Source organism: Singulisphaera sp. GP187 (assembly GCF_900129635.1).
Lineage (GTDB): Bacteria > Planctomycetota > Planctomycetia > Isosphaerales > Isosphaeraceae > Singulisphaera.
In genome coordinates this window covers 5,952,388-5,971,793 of the sequence record NZ_FSRB01000001.1, presented here as the reverse complement: position 1 = coordinate 5,971,793, position 19,406 = coordinate 5,952,388, and the positions used below count along the sequence as shown (strand labels likewise).

The window sequence follows — 19,406 nt, the reverse complement described above, 5'->3', positions numbered from 1 at the left end:
GCCTGCCGATGCGGAACGCCCTGAAGGTCACGACCCCGACCGACCGCGAGATCGTCATCACCCGCGAGTTCAACGCCCCGCGAGAGCTGGTCTGGGACACGATGACCAAACCCGAACTGATCCAGCGTTGGCTGTCGGGACCGACTGGCTGGTCGATGGCGGCCTGCGACAACGATCCTCGGGTGGGCGGCACGTTCCGCTGGATTCTGCGTGCCCCCGACGGCACCGAGATGGCACTTTGCGGCGTCTACCGCGAGGTCGTCCCCCCCGAGCGCGTCGTCCGCACGGAATCGTGCGAGTTTGGAGGCGTCGTTCAGGGGGGCGAGCAACTGGCCACGCTCAGCCTCACCGAGGCGAGTGGCAAGACGACGCTGACGCTCACCCTGCTCTACCCGTCAAAGGAGGCGCGCGACGGGGCCGTCGCCGCCGGGGCCGCCGACCTGGCCGCCGCTTACGAGCGAGTGGACGAGATCCTCGCGGGCGCGGCCGTCTGACTCGCGGAAGGGGAACGGGGGCGGGCCGCTTCGAGGACTTTGACTCGCTCCCCTCCCGGCTTGAAACCCAACTCCTCAACGGGTGTGCGTCCGGCAAAACCCATAGCGCGGGTACAAATGTGATAACACGAAGGTTGCTGGGTCTTGACAGACGCATTCGAGGGGCAAGAACATGCTAATCCCGTAGATCAACGAAGGAAGCTCGGTCAGGGCCGATGGGGAAACCCGCCGGTCGTCATGGGTCGACGACCGCGCCTGTTCCCAGTCAGCACGCGAGTGGCATCGGGAGAGGGCGACATGAATCCTATTGGAGAACGCCTTTCGGAGCGATCGGCGTCCGAGCCCCAACGAACCCGACACCACCTGACCGGCCTCCGTGCGATGATCGCCTTGGTCGCGTGCACCGGACTGATCCTGTGGGCGGCGCGCGTGGTCTGGGAAAACCGTGACCCCGCCCTCACCGAGGAAAGAGCGATCCAGGACCATGCGCTCCGCGTGCTCCTGTCGCCGAACGCGACCGAGCGGATGGGTGCGATTCAAGACCTCGAGCGGCTCCGTCACGCCGACGGTGCGATCGCGATCCGCCACCTGACCGCGATGCTGGGAGACGCGGATTCCACCATCCGCATCGCGTCGGTCGATGCCTTGGGCACGATCGGCGCCCGTGCGATTCGAACCGGCTCGGACGATGCCGCCATCCCCGCGGCGATCAGAGCGCTGACCGGCCTGCTGAAGGATCCACAGCCCGCCATGAGGATGGCCGCGGCAAACACCCTCGGGGCCATGACCGAAGCCAACCATCGGCCAGGACCTCCCCGATCCGGTGGGAGAAACAAGGCTCCCACGCCCGCGTCGGCGGTCATCACCCCGGTTGAGACCAAGTCGGTCATCGCCGCTCTCACCGAGACGCTCGGCGATCCGAACGCTGAGGTCCGTGGCAAAGCCATCAACGCCCTGGCCGCCGCCACTTCGCTGGCCGACCCGCCCAAGGCGTTCGCCGCAACCTTGAAGGATGAATCCGCCGAGAACCGACGAACGACCGTCGTTGCCCTGGCCCAATATCGACGTGGCCTCGATTCTTGGATCCCAGCCCTGCTCCGGATCGCGGAGCACGACGAGAACCCAGCGGTCCGCACGATGGGCGTGGGCGTTCTGACCGTACGGATCGGGCCTCCCAAGGTCACGGCGGCATCCGTCCCGGCCCTGATCGCGCGGTTGGAGAGCCGCGATCCGGAGGTTCGGCGGGCGGTCGCTGAGGTCCTCGGCCGATTCGGACCCGATGCCGACCCAGCCATCCCCATTCTGCTCCGCATTTTCACCGAGGCGACCGACGGAGAAGTAGCCGGCTCCCCGTACGAGAGCCAAGTCCAGGGAGATGCTGCTCAAGCCTTGGGGAAGATCGCCCCCCTAACGGCGTCGGCCAAAGAGGTCATCACGACCTTGACCGAAGTCGTGCGCTCGGGCACCAGCGACAAGCAGCGCCAGGCAACCTGGGCGCTGAGCGAATTCGGCCCCAAAGCCGCGCCGGCCATCCCCGTCCTCATTCGGATGGCCAGGGAGGCCGGCCCCCTCCACGCCTTCGCAAACGAGGGAGCGGCGGCTTGGGCACTGAGAGACTGTCCCATAAGGGGAACAAACGAGCACTGAGCGACGTAGAAGTGGTATGAGAACCCACCATTACCCCAGCGACGTCACCGACGAGCAGTGGGCCTTGATCGAGCCGCATCTCCCGCCTGCGCCCCTCGGCGGACGGCCTCGTAAGACCGACCTGCGGGACGTCGTCGATGCCATCTTCTACATCCTCCGCACCGGTTGCCAGTGGCGATACCTCCCTGTGGACTTCCCGCCCAAGAGCACCGTCTGGCGGTATTTCAATGAGTGGCGGCACGATGGAACTTTCGACAAAATCCACGACCTACTTCGTCGTAAAGTCCGCACGGTAGAGAAGCCTTACCACCCCCGCACCTCGGCGAGTGTCGACAGCCAGTCGGTCGACACCACCTCCGGTGGCGAGGAGCGGGGCCGCGACAACGCCAAGAACGTCGATGGTCGGAAACGCCACATTGTGGTGGACAGTATGGGTTTGCTGCTGGCCGTTCTGGTGACGGCCGCCGATGTCGACGACGCCAAGGGGGCGACCGAACTGTTCACTCGGCTGGACGGCCAACCGATGAGCAAAGTCGTACGGATGTACGCCGACTCGAAGTATCATAACTTCGATCTCTACGCTTGGGTCCAGGAGCACGAGCAATGGGAATTGACCATCGTGCGACGTCCCAAGGATGCCAAGGGTTGGGTGCTCCTGCCAATTCGCTGGACGGTCGAGCGGACGTTCGCGTGGCTCGGCCGATGTCGACGCTTGAGCAAGGACCGTGAAAAGAGCGTCCTGTCGTCGGAGTCGTTTGTCAAATTGGCCATGATCCAATTGATGCTCAATCGACTCAAGCCCTCGACAGCGGACGCCGAGTTCCACTACCGAAAATCGGCCTAACCCTGCTTATGGGACAGTCTCTGAGCCGGATCGCCCCGGGCACACCCGCGGAGGAAGAGGCGATCACGGCCCTGACGGCCCTACTCCAGTCAGATCAGGCAGAGTCTCGGGTCGCGGCGATCGACGCGCTCCAGAAGTTCGGGCAAACGGCCGCGATCAGCATCCCCAATCTTCGTGCCCTGCGCGACGATCCGGACCGTGAAGTCAGGCGCGTCCTGGCTCATGCGCTCGTCGTGCTCGGCGACGAGGGCATGCCGTAAGCCACTCGATCGACGCTCACAACGCGGATTTAAGCTTGCGGTCCGAGTCCCGCCCCTTCACCAGCATGTCATCCGTGCTCCATCCGCTCGGAATTCGCGCTCGCCCAGTCCAACGGACGCACCCGTTTTTCTCGGGCCGTCGGCGATGCCGTTCCACCTCCTGGGCTGGCGGAGGAGATGACCAACGACGATTTCCTGGCCGAATAAATCTCAACGGCTCTCTGGATATATGGCTTTGGCATGCGCATAATTAAACCGAACCCTGTCACGTCCCAATCATTTCAGCATGGTCAACATGCGACTTTTGGAGCACATTCCATGATAACACCGAACGTAGCTCGCAGCAGATCCGCTGGATTTCTGGCAATAATTGTTGGTTTGACCACGCTCTCAGTCGGCCCAACCGCGACCGCGCAAGTCGCTTCAAAGCTACCGACGCCCGCGGAATTGCTCGACAAAATGATCCGCGACTTCACTCCGAGAGTTCCCTCGGACGTCGATAAATCGCTCAAAGAACAGTTGGAAGCGCAAAAGAAATTCGCTGAGGTCCAACTTCAGTTCGACATTCTCTCCTGGGAAACGTTCGTTGCGCTCTGCTGGCCCACGGACAAGGCCAGTAAACCATTGCCCAAGATCTCCGATGCAGGGGATCCTGCATTCGATCATTACTTCACTGACACGGATGTTTTCCCAGCGGATCCGAACGATCAAGCACCTAAGCCTACAAAGCCCAGGCAAAACCGTCGGCTCATCAACGTCCTCAAACTCGCGGGGATTGATCCGGGCGATCGTGTACTGACACTGATCAGCAGCACCGGCGGCGAGCTGCGTCACCCCGAATTCTCCCAAGCGTTCAAGTGGCCGATTTGGGACCAAAACGGATTCATGGTTCGCTACGAAATTCTGGTGAATGACGAAGAACGCAACTATGTCTGGAACAACGGCCTGGAAACGCTCAACGGCCAGGTAAAATTCTCGCAGGCCGGCAAGGTCGTGGATTTCCCGATCGGGTCCTTCGGCAAGTCCCCGATCGGGGCGATGGAGGTCAAGCTCGCCTGGAAAGTCTTAGCCGATTCCGACGACGCGAGTCGCTTCCTGCTGGCCAATGCCAAGATCCTGGGAGCCGACGGAAAGCCGAAGACGGTGAAGGCGGGCTTGGTGGGCATGCACATTGCGCACAAGACAGAAACCTCGCCTCAATGGATCTGGTCGACATTTTCGCATGTTGATAGCCTCAGGGCGAATGCGTTGGCGACCAATCCGAAGAACGGCAAGCCGCTGACGCCGCTGTTCACAAACCCAGGAAATGAAACGGCGCCGGTCAATGTCCCCTCGGCGACGTCGAACTTCAAGGATGGTTTGCCCCCAACCCAGGTTCTCCAACTCACACCGATCCCGCAGGCGACCGAAGAAGTCAATCGCAAGGCCCAGTCCGCGCTACACGCCGCGAATTCGGTGCTCCAGTACTTCGAGTTGCTCAATACCCAGTGGCCCACCGACCCCAAAGCAAAACCGACTCCCGGTGGTCCAGGCACCGCGCCCGGCAGCATCACGAACAAGTCGGGGGGGAATCCGACTCCGGTCTATCTCGTCAATCCGCTCTTCGAAACCTATTTCCAGCAGGGAAATCAGAGTGCGAGCGGCCAGGAAGAGGGGAATCCCTCCGATAACCAACGGGTCTTTGGTACCGAAAGCTGCATGGGCTGCCACTCCTCCGCGGCGGTGGCGGTTGCAAAATGGAAGAAGCAGACGTTTTTCGGACCTCAGCTCACCGGCGATTTCAGTTGGTTGCTTCAAACAAAGGCACACTGATCGTTGCCATTGATAAAAAGCAAGCCTGCCGGTCTTCGCCCCTTGAAGCGAGACCGGCAATCCACTGGCAATATCCCCATGAATCCACTCACTCCTGAAAAGTGTGAGTGCCCCCGCGAACCCGCGACGGGCACACGGAACGCCCGCGCCTGCGATCAGGCTCGTCGGCTCTGCCACTCAAGGGGGCTGGGGGCAATCACCGCGGGACTGGGGATTACGCTGCTTCCCAAATGTCCGATCTGCTTGGCTGCGTACTTCTGGACCTTCGGCTCGGTCGGCCTGGTGGTGACCCGCGGTTTCGACTGGTTCTTGCCTCTGTCCGTCCTCGGCTTGGTCGTCAGCGTGACCGCCACGGGTCTGGGGGAGGGAGCCCGGCGCCATCAAGGCCCATTCGTCATGAGGGTGATCGCCGTGATCGCGATCCTTGCCGGCCGGTTCGGCCCCGTGAAATCGCCGCTCCTCGCATCCGGCCTGGCCCTCCTCATCGTCGCGTGGCTGCTGGACCACCGACCCGTGAAGGCGACCGCACCGGAGGTTTCCCTCAGAATCGAAGCAACGGTGGAGGTTCCTCAGTGATGACAATACCAGGCCGTAGTCGCTACTTGATGGTCAGGGACATCCTCGACAAGGCCGCCGGAGCGAGTGCGGCGGCTTATGGCGGGGTCGGCCGATTCTGGAATCTGCCCCGCGCGGAATTCCTCGAAGTCACGGTCCAGGGTCAGCGAATGATCGCGCCGGCCGCGGAGGACACGGGCTCGACCCCAGGCCGAGGAAACAGCTCGGCGCTCGTGATTGGGCTACGGGGCCTCGCTCCGTTTGACGGGTCGCAATTTCCGCCGCTGCCGTGGGGCGGTACACCCGTCGCCCCGGCTGACGTCGCGTTCATCTCCGATTGGATCGACGATGGCTGCCCCTTCGACGACCACCTGATCGAGAGCCTTCCCCTCAGCACGGCGCCGGAGAACCCGCTCCGCCTCGTCGTGCTCCAGCCTCAGGATCACTCACCTCCGGCCCGGACGACCTTCGACGCCATTGAGGGCTCCGGCAACGAATACCTCGCTCAAAGAGGCGAACTGAAGCGACGACTGAATATCGATTGCCTGACCACCTCCGAACTGGAACGATACCGCGAAGTGTTCCGCGAACTCTACAATCTCAACAAGTGGCCCAATGATCGGCGCAACTACAATAACGTGGCGTTAATCCACCAAAATCACTGCCAGCATGGCTGGGAGCGATTCCTGCCCTGGCATCGCGTCTACCTCTACGAAGTCGAGCAAGTGTTTCAGGATCATTGCCCCGGGGTGACAATCCCGTACTGGGATTTCACGATGCCTCGATATCGACCGGAGCACCCGGAAACGGGGGCGATCATTCCGGAGGCCTTAAAATGCTTCCTCACTCCGAAATCGATCGCCGACTTGAAGCCCTTCTTTCCCGCCGAAGTGATTCAGGCCGTCCGCACCATCGCGAATCAGACCTATTCGTCGCAGCGAAAGTTCTTCGACGAGATCCGCAATCTGGTTGGCCAAGAATTCACGACGGGAACCTATCGAGAACACTTTCTCGATGCACTGCTGGCGAGCAACTCACTCTGGTATCCCCTGCGCTACCCCGCCGAGTACACCACCCCGAACGGCAAGCCGGCGACGATCAACCAGGCCGTCCATTACCACTATCCGACCGCCGACGACATCGCCCAGATCATGAGCCTGGAATCGTTCCGGGATTTCGGGGGCGGCAACCTGTACAATGACGCGTTCGGATTTTTGGATCAAAATCCCCATAATACAATGCATCTTTGGACCGGAGGCATGAACCCCGACTACAAGCCGGGACAACCTGACGGTTCCGCGCTCGTCACGTCGCCAACGCTGGCCCAAGACAACCGCAATCGGGGTGTCCAGGTCGTCGGGCGGCGATTCCATTCGCGGGAGGACCTCCACTCCCAGCCCCAGTACGGCGACATGTTCAGCAACCTGACTGCGTCGTTCGATCCGGTCTTCTGGCCGATCCATACCAACATCGACCGCATCTGGTCGGAATGGCAGCGACTGCGTCCCAATTCCTCCCCCGTCGATCTCGACGCCGTCCTCACGCCGTGGAACTACACCGTCCGCGACACCCTGGACATGAGTCGCTTTGGTTATGAATATGTCAAGAGTTCTCGCATCATTCCGGTCGGACTGGAAAGCCCGGTTGGTCGGTTCGTCTCTCGTTCGCTCGAACTCCCCGAGGCGGTGAAACGATCGTTCCGACAGGCCGAGGTACGGCTGCATCGCGTTCCCCAATTGCCCCGCTCCTGCTTCATCCGCGTCTTCCTCAACCTGCCGGACGCAACAGCTTCAACTCCCCTCGATCACGAGCATTACGCGGGCTATCTCGCGATTTTCGGGCACGGGCCTTGCTACGGCGGTCCCGGGCATTGCGACATCCCGCCGGATCGACCCCGCAAGTTCGACATCCGGGAACGGAGCCACCAAGCGCTTCGGCACCATCGTCTCCCCGTGACGCAATGTGTCAGGAGACTCCTCGACCAAGGCGCAACCACCCTTCAGATTACCCTCCTCGTGATTGGTGCCGACTACTCCGAGGATCACGAGTTGCTCCGACTCGATGGGGTTTCGCTCGACTTCTTCGACTGATCGTTCGCCGGCCGGGTTTGATCTCCACCTCGTTGAGAACCGATATGCAACCGATCTATCGAATTCATCCGGGTATCGGTGTCGCCCGTCTCGGCAACAGTCCGTCGGAGTTCTATCTCGGGCCAGAGACGCCCGGGGGACTTCCGATCGCCTGCGATTCCAACGGAAATCCACGACTCACGCCCAATGGTAACGCGCATGTCACAGTCGATAAGTTCAAGGATGCGGACGGACGCGTCAAGCGTCAGGCCGCGCGTTTCGAGGTGTACGTCTACGACGACCAGTCTCCCGAGGGAAGGCCCTTGAAGCTGGGCGACCCCATCCAGGGTGGAGGAAACTCGGGAAAACTTGTCGATATCCAATGGCGTGTCTATCTTGCCAACAAAAAATCCGCCTGGTACGAGTTCCAGCAACTCGACGGCGAGCACGGCTATGCATCCGACCATCCGTTACGAAACAAGGACGTCACCGAGAGCTCCGCGCGACAACGTCTGGTGATCGATCCGGGGCCCCGAATCGTCAATCGCACGAATCGACGCGAGGCGAGCTTCGACAGGGGAGGCGGCAACATCTACGCCGCCACCTTTCCCCCGCCGCTCGCTCCCCATTCGATCGACACCCTCGGCGACCTGAAGACGGACGATGAGGGCCGACTCCTCGTTCTGGGCGGACACGGCCATTCCGGCACCTACAAAGGGGCTGACTTCGGGCAGCCTCGGATCGACAGCTATGCGAATACCGACGGTTGGTTCGACGATACGTCCGACGGGCCCGTGATGGCCCGCCTCGTGATGGACTCCGAGGAGGTCACCGCGATTCGGTTCGTCGATGTCGAGGCGGCTTCGTGGGTCGTCGTGGGTTACCCACGTTACGCTCCGCAGATCCTGGACATGGTCACTCTCGATGATGTGATCGCCGACCTGGCGATCCGAGAGTTCGCCGATCAATTGAACATCTACGGAATCATTGGCACATTCGACCACCCCGCGCCCGTCGACGCTCACGATCCGGTGGCGTTGAGCGTCTGGAAAAACCAGCGATTGGGTTGGAATCCTACCTACAAACCGTGGTTTTACCGAGACATCTGGCCAATCCTCGATCGTCCCGATCAATATTCCTACCTGTCAAACATTCTCGGCCAGTCAAACTATCCTCATAACCAGTCCACCCGCGGGGAATTCGACAAGACGAAGCTCGCCACTCCCCCCATGATCGATCACGACAAGTTGGAGGAGTGCGAAAAGCGATGCCTCGAGAAGCACGAATCCGGCGAGCTCGTGCTCGAGCGCATTACTCCGACCTTGCTTGAGGCGGTGAATTTCCTCAGCCTCAAACTCGGTGTTCCAGCGCTCAACCCAACAATCAACTTCGATCCCTCGCTCGCGTCAACCGACGCGATGACTCACAGTCTCGGGGACGTAGGCTCGCGAGACAATTCTCCCGCCCGCCTCGGGACCTATCTTTTCTCCGAGTTCAAGTCGGATCTGAAGCAAGCGATCACCGACTCCAGTTCCCGGATCGCGAGCGAAGCGGTGGCTCCCACGCGCCAGACATACTCCTCAGCGATGGAACCGAGCGGCCGCGATGCGACCGCCGCGCCCTCGAAGACGATCGATGAGCTCGAAACCACCGTCAAGGGTTTGATCGCCAAGCTGGAAACGAAGGCTCAAGAGCTCTGGCCCTCGCGGCCCACGGCCGAAACGAACGTTCTCAGAGACGATGAGCACGCCAGGATCTTCCGTAAACGACTTGTGCAGCCGGTTCAGACCGCCCTGAACCAGGCCTTGAGTGACCATCGCTCCGGGAAACTGCTCGCGGATTGTCAGCAGGACTGCCGGAAACGTTGCACACTCGACCCGCACCGCGCGATCCGTGAGTATCTTGTCTCGATGCTCCGCCGACCGGGCGAAGAGAACCAGTTCAGCCTCCGAGGCAAACCGACCGACCGAACCTTCGGCCTTCCCCTGATGCCCCTGCTGTGCGGCGACAATCCGATCAGCAATTCTGTCACTTCTAAATTTCTACGATTGACTGACCATCAGCTCTACTTGCTCAACCAATGGGCGAAGGGGCTCTTCGTCAACGAGTGCGCCGAAGGCTGGATCCCTGAGACACCGACGAGCGTTTACGCCAATTGGGTCAACCGAACCGGCAGGAGTCTCGATCGGGCGGTGTTGTCGAACATGCTTGGGGGTGCGTTCTGTCCGGGGGCCGAGGTGACCTGGATCATCCGCAACCCGTCGATCCACACCCAGGCCTATCGGCTCAAGGCCGACCCCGACACTTCGAATTTCCAACAAACCGCCGCGCAAGCGAACTATCTGAGGGGCAGTGTGCCCGAACAAGACTACACGTCCTATCAATCGGTCTCGTTGAGTCTCTCGAATGACTTCGACCGCGGGTTGCAACCGGGCGACCTGACCAAATCCATGGCCGTGCCATGGCAGGCGGATTTCAACGAGTGCAGCACCCAGCCGATCGATATCACATACGACTCATGGGCCAGTATCGATCCCTTGAGCGAGAACGATCAAGCCCTGAAGAACCGCGAACGGGCGTGGGTCACCATGTGGTGGCCGGCCCATCGACCACTCCAAGTCTTCGAAAGTGTCAGCCCCGCAGGCCAACCACCCAGCTACATGATGCTCGACTGGTCGCGCGGCATCCCGCAGTCGGACGCGGGGGACTTGAAGATGGTGACCTCCTGGTCCCATCTCGGATTCGTCGTGCTCAACCCCGACACCTCGGCGCAGGCCCCCACCGCACTTCCTCCGAATCCCAAGTTTATCTCGATTGAACGTAACGTGGAGCACAAATCATGAGCGAAAACCCATTCGTGGGAAACTGGACCTATCGCAGCCTTCTCAACGACCCCAGCCAGTTCTTCGACTCCATCGATTCAGCCCTCTCGGATCCCGAGAAGCTTCTGAACGATCCGACAAAGTGCCTCGCCTACCTCAATCAAGTCTACGGCCTGTTCTTCGGCCACGGCACCATTACGATCGGCGAAGCTCCGCTCAATCTTCTCCAAGGGACCATCGGAGGCTCCGGTTGGTCGCTCGACCTGCACGGATCCCGAAGCTACGGAAACCCGATGGAGATCCGGTTTGAGGGCAAAGGAATCATCGGAGGCTCTGAGTGGATTTATGATTACGTGGGATATCTTGTGCCCCAGTGGCCAAACGGCGTGCAACAACGGCAGGCGATGGTCGGATCGATCGTGCGCGCCATCCCACACCCGAGCGGAGGCGGCGGCGTGAGTCCGGCAGGAGTCGTCGCTTCCTGGTACGCGGTGAAACAGGAGGAACGATGACGCTCGGCTCCCACTCCCCGTTCCACTTCGTCAGGTTTAAACGGGCGGTTCGGCCCCCTGAAAGCCTCGCCTCAGGTGCGGTGAAAACAGGAGAACCAGTCCGCATATTCCCATCAGGGTCAGTGACGACGGCTCGGGGACGGCTTGTGGGAGTGTTCCTCCGAAGGGATAGTTGTGCGCCTCAACATGCCCGGTGAGCGAGGCCCCGACCAATGTCCCGTTAATATGGTTATAGTCAAACCGAAGAGCTGCGCCAGGCGCCAGGACGCTGCCATAGATCGAGACATTCGTATCGGTCAATGACGTCGCCTTCGAGAAGTTGAACAGGATGTTGTTGATCAAAGGATTCGTTTCCGAAGCCGACCCGTTGACATACATTTGAAAGTTCGCCAACGAAGGAGACGTCCCATCGACGTTGATCAGGATGGTCGAGCCGGCGAGAGAGACGATATTGAGTCCGTTGTTGTTAGCGCTGGCGAACTGAGCGGCCGTCAGATTAAACACGTTGAGGCCACTGGACGTCCCCGTCAGGGTCAGGCCGAGCGCCCCCGCGCCTACCGAACCGGTCGAGGACTGCGTCGCCAGGTAAGTCGAGAGGGCGGTCAACGACGTCCCGGCCGCCGCGAAATCGATCGGCTTGTCGTAAAAGGTCCCGCCGGTGACGTTAACCCCCGACAGGTTGGCCGTTCCGCCCACGTGAAGGTCACCGTGGATCGTGCCGTTGCTGAAGTTCAGGTTGCCGCCGACCACAAGTGAGTTCGTCGTATTCGTCGGCAGCTTCGACGCGAAGCTGTAGCCCGAGTAGTACGCGTTGCCGCCGACCGCCACCCGCCCTTCTGCATCGCTGTAGAGTTGATTCGCATCTCCAAGAATGAAGAGGTTGTAATCTTGAGCGGGCCCGAGCAGTCCCGCCTGGGCCTCGCCGGTCACGATCGCAAGGGTGGCGATCAAACCCCAAAAACCACAAACACGCCGATTCAGCACGCATCTTCTCCTTAATGTCAAAACGTACAGCTGCGGCAACCCTGCCGAGCATCGCTCATGCAGGAGCGTGGCTCGGGGGAACGAATCCGTCGGGAGAGGGAAGTCAATTCCTCTGAATCGGGTTCAGAGTGGGCGTAATGGAAGCACGCCCGATCGAGCCTTGGAGCGAGAAATCCGAGTCGCTCGCTTCCCCTCTCCTTAAAACAACCGGACAATGGGGCTGGCCCAACGGCCCCAGAGATGTCATGTTAATGCCGAAAACCGAGCAGGGTCAAAGCGAACTTGGGCTTCCGATACTCTGGGCAATCTAGGAAATATATTACGAAGAAAAATCCGTCCTATGATGCCGAAAGACACCATAAAGATCCTCATATAGAAACAGAAGCGTAGATTCACAGCCCTCGATCGGCTGCTCTTGCCGGGCCGTTCGGGGGGTGGCAATCGTCAGCATGCCCGCCCGCACCAAGCTCAGGATCAACCCAGAAGAAAAGTGAGGACGGGATCGCCTTCGTGGTCGATCCTGGCATAAGATATCGTGATGACGACGACCACCAATCTGCAGCGTCTCCAAGACCGACTGAGCCGGGAAACTCGCGCCGAGGTTCGCTTCGATCGGGGGACCCGCGGCCTGTACTCGACCGACGCGAGTCTCTACCAGATCGAACCCCTGGGCGTGGTCCTGCCACGCACGGCGGCCGACGTCGTGACGACGGTCCGGATTGCCGCCGATGAAGGGGTGCCGATCGTGCCTCGCGGGGCGGCCACGAGTCTCTCCGGGCAGACGATCGGGCCGGCGATCGTGCTCGACTTCTCCAAGTACCTGAACCGCGTCGGCGTGGTCGATCGTGACCGGATGACCGTGCGCGTCGAACCGGGGGTGGTGCTCGACCGACTCAACGCCCACCTCCGTCCGCTCGGCCTGATGTTCGGACCCGACGTGTCGACCAGCGACCGCGCGACGATCGGCGGCATGATCGGTAATAACTCGGCGGGCGCCCGATCGCTCCGCTACGGCAAGACCGTGGACCATGTCCATTCCGTCGACGTCGTCCTGGCCGATGGCACGCCGACGACCCTGGGACCGGTCGCCGCGGCAGACCTCGACACGATCTGCGCCCGAACCGATTCCGTGGGCACGATTCATCGCGTGGTCCGCGACACCGTTGCCCGGCACCGCGCGGCGATCGAAGCGAAGTTTCCGAAAATCCTCCGCCGGGTCAGCGGCTATAACCTCGACGAGTTCGTGCCCGGCCTGCCGGTCCGCGCGGCCGGCTGGCGGGACGATCCCTGGCAGTTCAACCTGGCGCGTTTGATCGTTGGGTCGGAAGGAACGCTGGCGGTCATCCAAGGGGCCGAGCTCAAGTTGGTGCCGATCCCCGCGGCGACCGGCCTCGTCGTCCTCTCGTTCGCGACGATCCCGGCCGCGCTCGACCGGCTCGAAGAGATCGTGGCAACCGGTCCGGTGGCCGTCGAAATGCTCGACCGGATGATCCTCGACCTGGCCGCGACCCACCCCGCCTACGCCGGCCGGATGGAGTTCGCCGAAGGGCGTCCGGCCGCGGTCCTGGCCGCTCAGTTCTATGCCGATAGCGCGGAGGAGTTGGCCGACCGGGCCAACGACCTGGCCCGCCGGTTCGAGGGGCGGCCGCACGTCCTGGGGGTGCGCAAGAGCCTGGGGGGCGCGGAGAAGGATGACTTCTGGAAGGTCCGCAAGGCCGGGTTCTCGCTCCTGATGGGGCTGGTCGGCGACTCCAAGCCGGTCGCGTTCGTCGAAGACACGGCGGTCGCTCCCGCCCGCTTGCCCGCCTTCTACGAACGATTCGAGGCGATCGTCGACCGCCAAGGGGTCGAGGCCGCCTGCTACGGCCACGCCGACGTCGGCTGCCTGCACATCCGGCCGATCCTCAACGTCAAGACCCGCGAGGGGGTCGAGTCGCTTCGAACCATCGCGCGCGAGGTGTCCGACCTGGTCGTCGAGTTCGAAGGCGCGATGAGCGGCGAGCACGGCGACGGCCTGGCGCGCAGTCTCTGGAACGCCAAGCTGTTCGGCCCCGAAGTCTACGGCGCATTCGAAACGGTCAAGCACGCGTTCGACCCCGAGAACCGGATGAACCCGGGGAAGGTTGTCGCCGCCCCCGATCCCGGCGACAACCTGCGGATCGGCCCCGACTACCATCCCCACGAGCCCGAGTCGACCGTGTTCGACTTCTCGAGCCAGGGCGGGTTCGCCCGAGCCGTCGAGATGTGTTCGGGCGTCGGTGCCTGCCGCAAGACAGGGACCGGCACGATGTGCCCGAGCTACATGGTCACGATGGAGGAGGAGCACACGACCAGGGGCCGCGCCAACAGCCTCCGGATGGCGATGACCGGAGAGCTGGGCAACGACGGATTCAATAATGAGACGCTGCACGAGGCGCTCGACCTCTGCCTTCAATGCAAGGCGTGCAAGAGCGAGTGCCCGTCAAGTGTCGACATGGCCAAGCTCAAAGCCGAGGTCCTCCACCAGGTCTACAAAGCCAAGCGCGTGCCGATCGGCACACTCTTAATGGGCCACATCCACCACCTCAACCCGATCGGCTCGGCGACGGCCCCACTCGCCAACTGGACCCTGCAACAGCCCTCGTTCAAGTGGCTACTCGAGAAGGTTGCCGGGATCGATCGCCGGCGAACTCTCCCCACGTTTGCGCGCGACCACCTGCGCCGCTGGTTCCGCCGCCACCCGGTCGACTCCCGCGCGGGGACGCGGGGGTCCGTCCTCTTAATGGACGACTGCTTCACCACCTACAACAACCCGGAAATCGGCCGGGCCGCCGTGCGGGTGCTCGAGGCGTCCGGCTACCGGGTCGAGCTGGCGGGCTTGCCCTGCTGCGGCCGCCCCGCGCTTTCAAAGGGCCTGCTCCCCCTGGGCCGCGACCTCGCCCGCGAGAACGTCCGCAGATTGGTCGGCCACGCCCGCAAGGGAACGCCAATCCTCGGCTGCGAGCCGAGCTGCCTGCTCACCCTGGTCGACGAGTACCGCGACTTCCGGCTCGGCCCCGACGCCGACCTCGTCGCCAAGTCGGCGCTGCTCGTCGACGCCTTCGTGGCCGACCCGGCCCGGGTGCCCTCGCTCCCCTTGCGTCCTCTTGAGGAGCAAGTCCTCCTCCACGGCCACTGCCAGCAAAAAGCCCTCGTGGGCACGGCCGGAACGCTGGCCGCCCTCCGCCGGATTCCGGGACTCGAGGTCAAGGAACTCGACTCGGGCTGCTGCGGCATGGCCGGCTCGTTCGGCTACGAGCACGGCCACTACGAGGTCAGCGTGGCTTTGGCCAATCGCGTGATCCTGCCGGCCATGAAGGCCAACCCCCAAGCGCGGCTGATCGCCCCCGGGTTCTCCTGCCGCAGCCAGGTCCACGGCCTCGCCGGACTCACCCCGCTCCACCCGATCGAGCTGCTCGCCGACCAACTGACCCCGCAAGAGTCAGCCTGAGCCCGGACGGCCACGGTTGCCCGCACCACCAATCCCAGCGTGCAACCGGCCGACCGCGGCAAGCCACGCACGCAACATCCATCATCACACAAACAAGACATCACATATCGCTTCGCCAAGAAATCTACCAAACCCAAACCCAACAGAGGATTCACACCTACAAAATGCGGTCAGCAAAATCGGCTGGCACGTCCCACCTCTAAGATTAACCAGGCGGGATCTAGCATCCAGACGCGATGCCGTTAGAATATCTCACCTTCGCTACGAATCGCATCTCTGCTTTGAGGCCCGTTCAACAATGGCAAAGGTTCCTTTCCAACGAGAGCTCGAAGACCTTTTCGCTTCCGACAAATCGGTCATCCTCAAGTTGCTCGGCGGAGCGTTCGTTGGCGTGGCCCTTTCCTTGCGGATGGTTTTGAAAGACGCGAACGGCGGGGCGTCCAAATTCTCCTCGACCGCGAAAATTGCGATCCTGGCCGGCAGTGCAATCGTCGGCGCGTTCGTCGTCATCGGCCTTCTGCTTAGAGATGTCGTGGTCCGTCGCGTTGAACAGGGAAAACGTGTCAACCCCCTCCTCCGTGCCTATTTTGGCAAGGGCAATGGTTGCTTGATGGTGGCACTCTGGTTTTTCACCGTCATCTTCGTCACGTTTGTCGTCACGATACTCACGACGAATCTTTGATTCCTCGACGATTGAAACCGTGGGCAGAGCTGAGCCGATCGCCTCCAACCGATGATTGTCATCCATCGGCTCCCTGCATGCCCGCCTCGTCCGCTTGCGAGCGGTGGCGGGTGGGCGTGCCAGGCATTCAGAGAGGCCATGGCCTGGGACTTGACCAGGGACACATGATTCATCCGACAGAAGCGTGCCAGGCATTGAGCGGTGAAATCTCATCGATCCCACCAGCCTCATCCCGATCGAATCGCGGATGGGATGGCGACGGTCCCAGGAGTCGTAGCCCAGCATCGCCTCAAATTCGCGATTGATATCGTCACATTTTAATTTTCAATGACACCTAAAGGCCCCAAACCGCATTCTCAGTCCAGGCTCGCCACTCTCGTTCCATTCTCCCTGATCCTTAAACCTCTCCATGCCACCCCATCTCGCCGGAACCCACGGTTCGAAACCGGCGAAAAATGCCCGAAAATCCCGCTCTTTCGGCCTCACGAGGGACTAGACGATGATTCGCGTTTGATCTATGATCGATTTAGTATCATAAAATACATCCACGCTCGACACACTCCACCTTCCCGCTGACTGCGGCTTTGGAGTTGGACATGTCTCCGCACCTCGCAACTCTCGGTAAGCAAAAAACCAGAAAGACCAACAAGGTCACCGAATCAGGAAGAGCTGCGGAACCGGTTGCGATCGCAAGTCTGGCGGCGCGGCCCGGCGTCGACGAGAATGAGCTCAACATCGAGTCGAGCCGGTGGCGTCGACCTGTCTTGATCGGCTCGATCATCGGGAGTGAGATCGCCGTCCTTTTAGGGATCCTCGCCAGCCTCTCGCGGGGATCGACCGACCGTCGTCAGTTCGCCTGGACGCTGGGGATCCTGTCGGTCGTCCTCCTCGCGCTCTCCCGACTCAGGCGGAAGGCCTTGCCGGCCGCGTCGGAGTATTGACCCTTCCTTCAAGCTCCGCAGGTTCCCCACTTGCTTTGAAAAAAGCGACGAGGCCGACCCCGCGTCGCGTCTTGCGCTTCTGGGTGGTTATTTCGCCCACGATCCGGGCCCGGTGCGGTATATTCGACGCGGTTTTCGAAAACTTGCGTCCGAAGGAGCACGAACCGTGGCCGAACCTCGTGAGATCGATCTGGCCGACCTGAAGCCCCGCCTAGAGCGGGCTTTTGACTTCGCGGGCCGCCAGGTCCGGGCGACGATCGAGCGGACCCCCGACTATTTTCCGATCTACACGGTCGAGGGGCGTTGGAAGCACGCGGGCGAGCTCTGGACCGACTGGTGCGCGGGGTTCCATGCCGGCATGATGTGGTTGCTCGCGGAACGCGACGGCGACCCCTGGTGGCGTGCTCAGGCCGAGCACTACTCGAAGCGCATCGAGCACAAGCAGCACGACCGCGACGTGCACGACCTCGGCTTCATCTTCCTGAACACCTACCTGCCCTGGTACCGGCACACCGGAGACCAGGCGCTCCGCAAGGTGTTGATCCAGGCGGGGCAGACCCTGGCGCTTCGGTTCAACCCCAAAGGCAAGTACTTGCGGTCGTTCGTCGCGCCCGAAAGCCTGTTCATCGACATCATGATGAACGTGCCGATCATGTTCTACGCCGCCAAGGAGTCGAACGACGACGCCCTCTATGACCTGGCCGTCTACCACTGCCGGACCACCGAGCAAACCCTGGTCCGACCCGACGGCGGCACCGCGCACGAGGGGATCTTCGACCTCCAGACCGGCGCATTCCTCCGCCAGACCACCCACCAAGGCCTGAATGGCGACTCCGACTGGACCCGAGGGCTGGCCTGGTCGCTCTACGGCTTCGGGACCGTCTTCAGCTACACGAAAGATCCGATCGACCTCGCCGTCGCCGAGCGCAACGCCGACCACTTCATCGCACGCTGCCCGGACGGGCTCGTCCCCCCTTGGGACTTCGACGTCCCCCCCGGCCCCGACCGGATCGACGACAGCTCGGCCGGCGCGATCGCGGCCTCCGGGCTCTGGAACCTGGCCGAGCTCACCACCGATCCCGACCGCGCCCGCCGCTACCGGAACGCCAGCCTGACGATCCTCGATACCCTCTGCACCGACCGCTACCTCGCCTGGAACACCCCCGGGTGGGAAGGTGTGCTCATGCACGGTGTCTATCATTTTCATAAGAAGCTGGGCGTCGACGAGTCGGTGATGTGGGGCGACTACTTCTTCCTCGAAGCGGTGGCCAAGGTCCTCGGAATCCGCAAGCCGGGCTGACGGGTCGAAGACCCCGCGGCGCCCCGTTCGGCCATCGGCTCTCCTGGTGTTCCTCGCCCTCATGCGGTATCGTCTGGGGGCGACTGCGCCTCTTCGGCTGGTTGATCGAATTCGCGATGGACCGCCTCACGCCTCTTCTTGAAAGCTGCCGCCATGAACCTCGACGAGTCAGCCGACCATGATGAGGAGAACCGCCTCAATGGTGCGGACGCCTTGCCCAGCTTGCCGATCTACAATCCCGAAGCCGAGTTCGATGACGAGGACATGGAAGAGGGTCCGCGCACCGTTCTCATCACCGGAGCGGCCGGCAACATCGGCCGGAAGCTCCGGGCCGCCTGGAGCGAGCTCTACGACCTGGTCTTGATCGACAGCGCGGCCGACCCGGACGATCCCGACCTCATTGTGGCCGACCTGGCCGAGCTTGACGAAGACTGGATTACCCACTTCCACGGGGTCGACACGGTCATCCACCTGGCGGCCAACCCGAACGACGCCGCTTCGTGGGAAGACCTGGTCGGGCCCAACCTCGATGCGCTCGGCAACGTGCTCCACGCGTCGGCCCTGGCGGGCGTCGATCGGGTGATCTTCGCCAGCTCGAACCATGTGATGGGTGGGTATCGCGAGCTCGACGACGGGCCGATCGGCGTCGCGCGTCCGCCCCGGCCCGACGGCCCTTATGGCGCGACCAAGTTAATGGGCGAACGCCTCGGCCGTAGCCTGGCGAGCTCGTTCGACATGACGTTCATCGCGCTTCGGCTCGGCTGGATCCAGCCGGGAGAGAACCGGCCCGAAACACTCACCGACGATTGGTCGCGCGGGTTGTGGCTGTCCAATGGCGACCTGGTGCGCCTCTTCGAGGGGGCCGTCGAGTCAGACATGGACGACCGTGACTTCCTGGTGGCCAACGGGATGTCGAACAACCGAGGGATGCGCTGGGATCTGAGCGAGGCGATCGAGTGGCTCGAGTACCACCCCGAGGATGACGCCTACGCCGGGCAACCCGAATCGTGATCCA

15 protein-coding genes are annotated in these 19,406 nt (G+C 62.1%); 13 read left to right on the top strand and 2 right to left on the bottom strand.

The genetic code is table 11. From position 1 onward, the window contains the following. The first annotated feature begins 8 nt into the window (after positions 1 to 8). The 9 genes from BUS42_RS23420 to BUS42_RS23380 all read left to right on the top strand — a co-directional run bounded on the left by BUS42_RS23420 (position 9) and on the right by BUS42_RS23380 (position 11,015). Positions 9 to 494, top strand: a complete 486-nt coding sequence (locus BUS42_RS23420; RefSeq protein WP_074310164.1) for an SRPBCC domain-containing protein — start codon at positions 9 to 11, stop codon at positions 492 to 494. A gap of 297 nt (positions 495 to 791) precedes the next feature. Further along, positions 792 to 2,141: a HEAT repeat domain-containing protein gene (locus BUS42_RS23415; RefSeq protein ID WP_074310162.1), complete on the top strand. Its 1,350-nt coding sequence runs from the start codon at positions 792 to 794 to the stop codon at positions 2,139 to 2,141. 16 nt (positions 2,142 to 2,157) lie between these two features. Continuing rightward, positions 2,158 to 2,985: an IS5 family transposase gene (locus BUS42_RS23410; RefSeq protein ID WP_074305915.1), complete on the top strand. Its 828-nt coding sequence runs from the start codon at positions 2,158 to 2,160 to the stop codon at positions 2,983 to 2,985. 8 nt (positions 2,986 to 2,993) lie between these two features. Beyond that, the gene (locus BUS42_RS23405; RefSeq protein WP_074310160.1) at positions 2,994 to 3,245 is read left to right on the top strand and encodes a HEAT repeat domain-containing protein; all 252 of its coding nucleotides are present in this window, start codon (positions 2,994 to 2,996) and stop codon (positions 3,243 to 3,245) included. A 240-nt stretch (positions 3,246 to 3,485) separates the two neighbouring features. Further along, a complete protein-coding gene (locus BUS42_RS23400; protein ID WP_143206445.1) occupies positions 3,486 to 5,057 on the top strand; it encodes a hypothetical protein in 1,572 nt (523 codons plus the stop codon). A 78-nt stretch (positions 5,058 to 5,135) separates the two neighbouring features. Then, positions 5,136 to 5,633 carry a hypothetical protein gene (locus tag BUS42_RS23395; protein ID WP_074310156.1) on the top strand — a complete coding sequence of 166 codons (498 nt, stop codon included), beginning with the start codon at positions 5,136 to 5,138 and terminating at the stop codon, positions 5,631 to 5,633. After that, on the top strand, positions 5,633 to 7,702 hold the full coding sequence (locus BUS42_RS23390; protein ID WP_074310154.1) for a tyrosinase family protein: 2,070 nt from the start codon (positions 5,633 to 5,635) through the stop codon (positions 7,700 to 7,702). Before BUS42_RS23395 ends, BUS42_RS23390 begins: the two co-directional genes overlap by 1 nt. A 44-nt stretch (positions 7,703 to 7,746) precedes the next feature. Next, positions 7,747 to 10,524, top strand: a complete 2,778-nt coding sequence (locus tag BUS42_RS23385; RefSeq protein WP_074310152.1) for a LodA/GoxA family CTQ-dependent oxidase — start codon at positions 7,747 to 7,749, stop codon at positions 10,522 to 10,524. Then, entirely contained in the window at positions 10,521 to 11,015 is a 495-nt protein-coding gene (locus BUS42_RS23380; RefSeq protein ID WP_074310150.1) for a hypothetical protein, read from the top strand. The genes BUS42_RS23385 and BUS42_RS23380 overlap by 4 nt, the downstream gene beginning before the upstream one ends. Positions 11,016 to 11,051: 36 nt before the next feature. On the opposite strand, the gene BUS42_RS23375 is transcribed toward BUS42_RS23380, so the two are convergent. After that, entirely contained in the window at positions 11,052 to 11,999 is a 948-nt protein-coding gene (locus BUS42_RS23375; protein WP_074310148.1) for a choice-of-anchor A family protein, read from the bottom strand. 538 nt (positions 12,000 to 12,537) lie between these two features. Between BUS42_RS23375 and BUS42_RS23370 the strand changes: the two genes are divergently transcribed. Further along, complete coding sequence (locus BUS42_RS23370; RefSeq protein ID WP_074310146.1) at positions 12,538 to 15,468, top strand: FAD-binding and (Fe-S)-binding domain-containing protein; 2,931 nt, start codon at positions 12,538 to 12,540, stop codon at positions 15,466 to 15,468. A gap of 292 nt (positions 15,469 to 15,760) precedes the next feature. Here the strand turns inward: BUS42_RS23370 and BUS42_RS42975 are convergent, their stop codons facing one another. Beyond that, on the bottom strand, positions 15,761 to 16,216 hold the full coding sequence (locus BUS42_RS42975; protein ID WP_143206444.1) for a hypothetical protein: 456 nt from the start codon (positions 16,214 to 16,216) through the stop codon (positions 15,761 to 15,763). A gap of 530 nt (positions 16,217 to 16,746) precedes the next feature. On the opposite strand from BUS42_RS42975, the gene BUS42_RS23360 reads away from it, so the two are divergent. From BUS42_RS23360 to BUS42_RS23350, 3 genes are all read left to right on the top strand, one after another. Continuing rightward, entirely contained in the window at positions 16,747 to 17,091 is a 345-nt protein-coding gene (locus tag BUS42_RS23360; RefSeq protein WP_074310142.1) for a hypothetical protein, read from the top strand. 166 nt (positions 17,092 to 17,257) lie between these two features. Then, positions 17,258 to 18,391 carry a glycoside hydrolase family 88 protein gene (locus BUS42_RS23355; RefSeq protein ID WP_074310140.1) on the top strand — a complete coding sequence of 378 codons (1,134 nt, stop codon included), beginning with the start codon at positions 17,258 to 17,260 and terminating at the stop codon, positions 18,389 to 18,391. 153 nt (positions 18,392 to 18,544) lie between these two features. Further along, on the top strand, positions 18,545 to 19,402 hold the full coding sequence (locus tag BUS42_RS23350) for an NAD-dependent epimerase/dehydratase family protein (protein WP_074310138.1): 858 nt from the start codon (positions 18,545 to 18,547) through the stop codon (positions 19,400 to 19,402). The last annotated feature ends 4 nt before the right edge of the window (positions 19,403 to 19,406 follow it).

Excerpts from the sequence above, each read along its gene's own strand:
- BUS42_RS23380 (WP_074310150.1), top strand. The coding sequence starts at position 10,521 with ATGAGCGAAAACCCATTCGTGGGAAACTGGACCTATCGCAGCCTTCTC.
- BUS42_RS23410 (WP_074305915.1), top strand. The coding sequence starts at position 2,158 with ATGAGAACCCACCATTACCCCAGCGACGTCACCGACGAGCAGTGGGCC.
- BUS42_RS23400 (WP_143206445.1), top strand. The coding sequence starts at position 3,486 with ATGCGCATAATTAAACCGAACCCTGTCACGTCCCAATCATTTCAGCAT.
- BUS42_RS23420 (WP_074310164.1), top strand. The coding sequence starts at position 9 with ATGCGGAACGCCCTGAAGGTCACGACCCCGACCGACCGCGAGATCGTC.
- BUS42_RS23385 (WP_074310152.1), top strand. The coding sequence starts at position 7,747 with ATGCAACCGATCTATCGAATTCATCCGGGTATCGGTGTCGCCCGTCTC.
- BUS42_RS23390 (WP_074310154.1), top strand. The coding sequence starts at position 5,633 with ATGACAATACCAGGCCGTAGTCGCTACTTGATGGTCAGGGACATCCTC.
- BUS42_RS23395 (WP_074310156.1), top strand. The coding sequence starts at position 5,136 with ATGAATCCACTCACTCCTGAAAAGTGTGAGTGCCCCCGCGAACCCGCG.
- BUS42_RS23360 (WP_074310142.1), top strand. The coding sequence starts at position 16,747 with ATGTCTCCGCACCTCGCAACTCTCGGTAAGCAAAAAACCAGAAAGACC.
- BUS42_RS23405 (WP_074310160.1), top strand. The coding sequence starts at position 2,994 with ATGGGACAGTCTCTGAGCCGGATCGCCCCGGGCACACCCGCGGAGGAA.
- BUS42_RS23350 (WP_074310138.1), top strand. The coding sequence starts at position 18,545 with ATGAACCTCGACGAGTCAGCCGACCATGATGAGGAGAACCGCCTCAAT.
- BUS42_RS23415 (WP_074310162.1), top strand. The coding sequence starts at position 792 with ATGAATCCTATTGGAGAACGCCTTTCGGAGCGATCGGCGTCCGAGCCC.
- BUS42_RS23370 (WP_074310146.1), top strand. The coding sequence starts at position 12,538 with ATGACGACGACCACCAATCTGCAGCGTCTCCAAGACCGACTGAGCCGG.
- BUS42_RS42975 (WP_143206444.1), bottom strand. The coding sequence starts at position 16,216 with ATGGATGACAATCATCGGTTGGAGGCGATCGGCTCAGCTCTGCCCACG.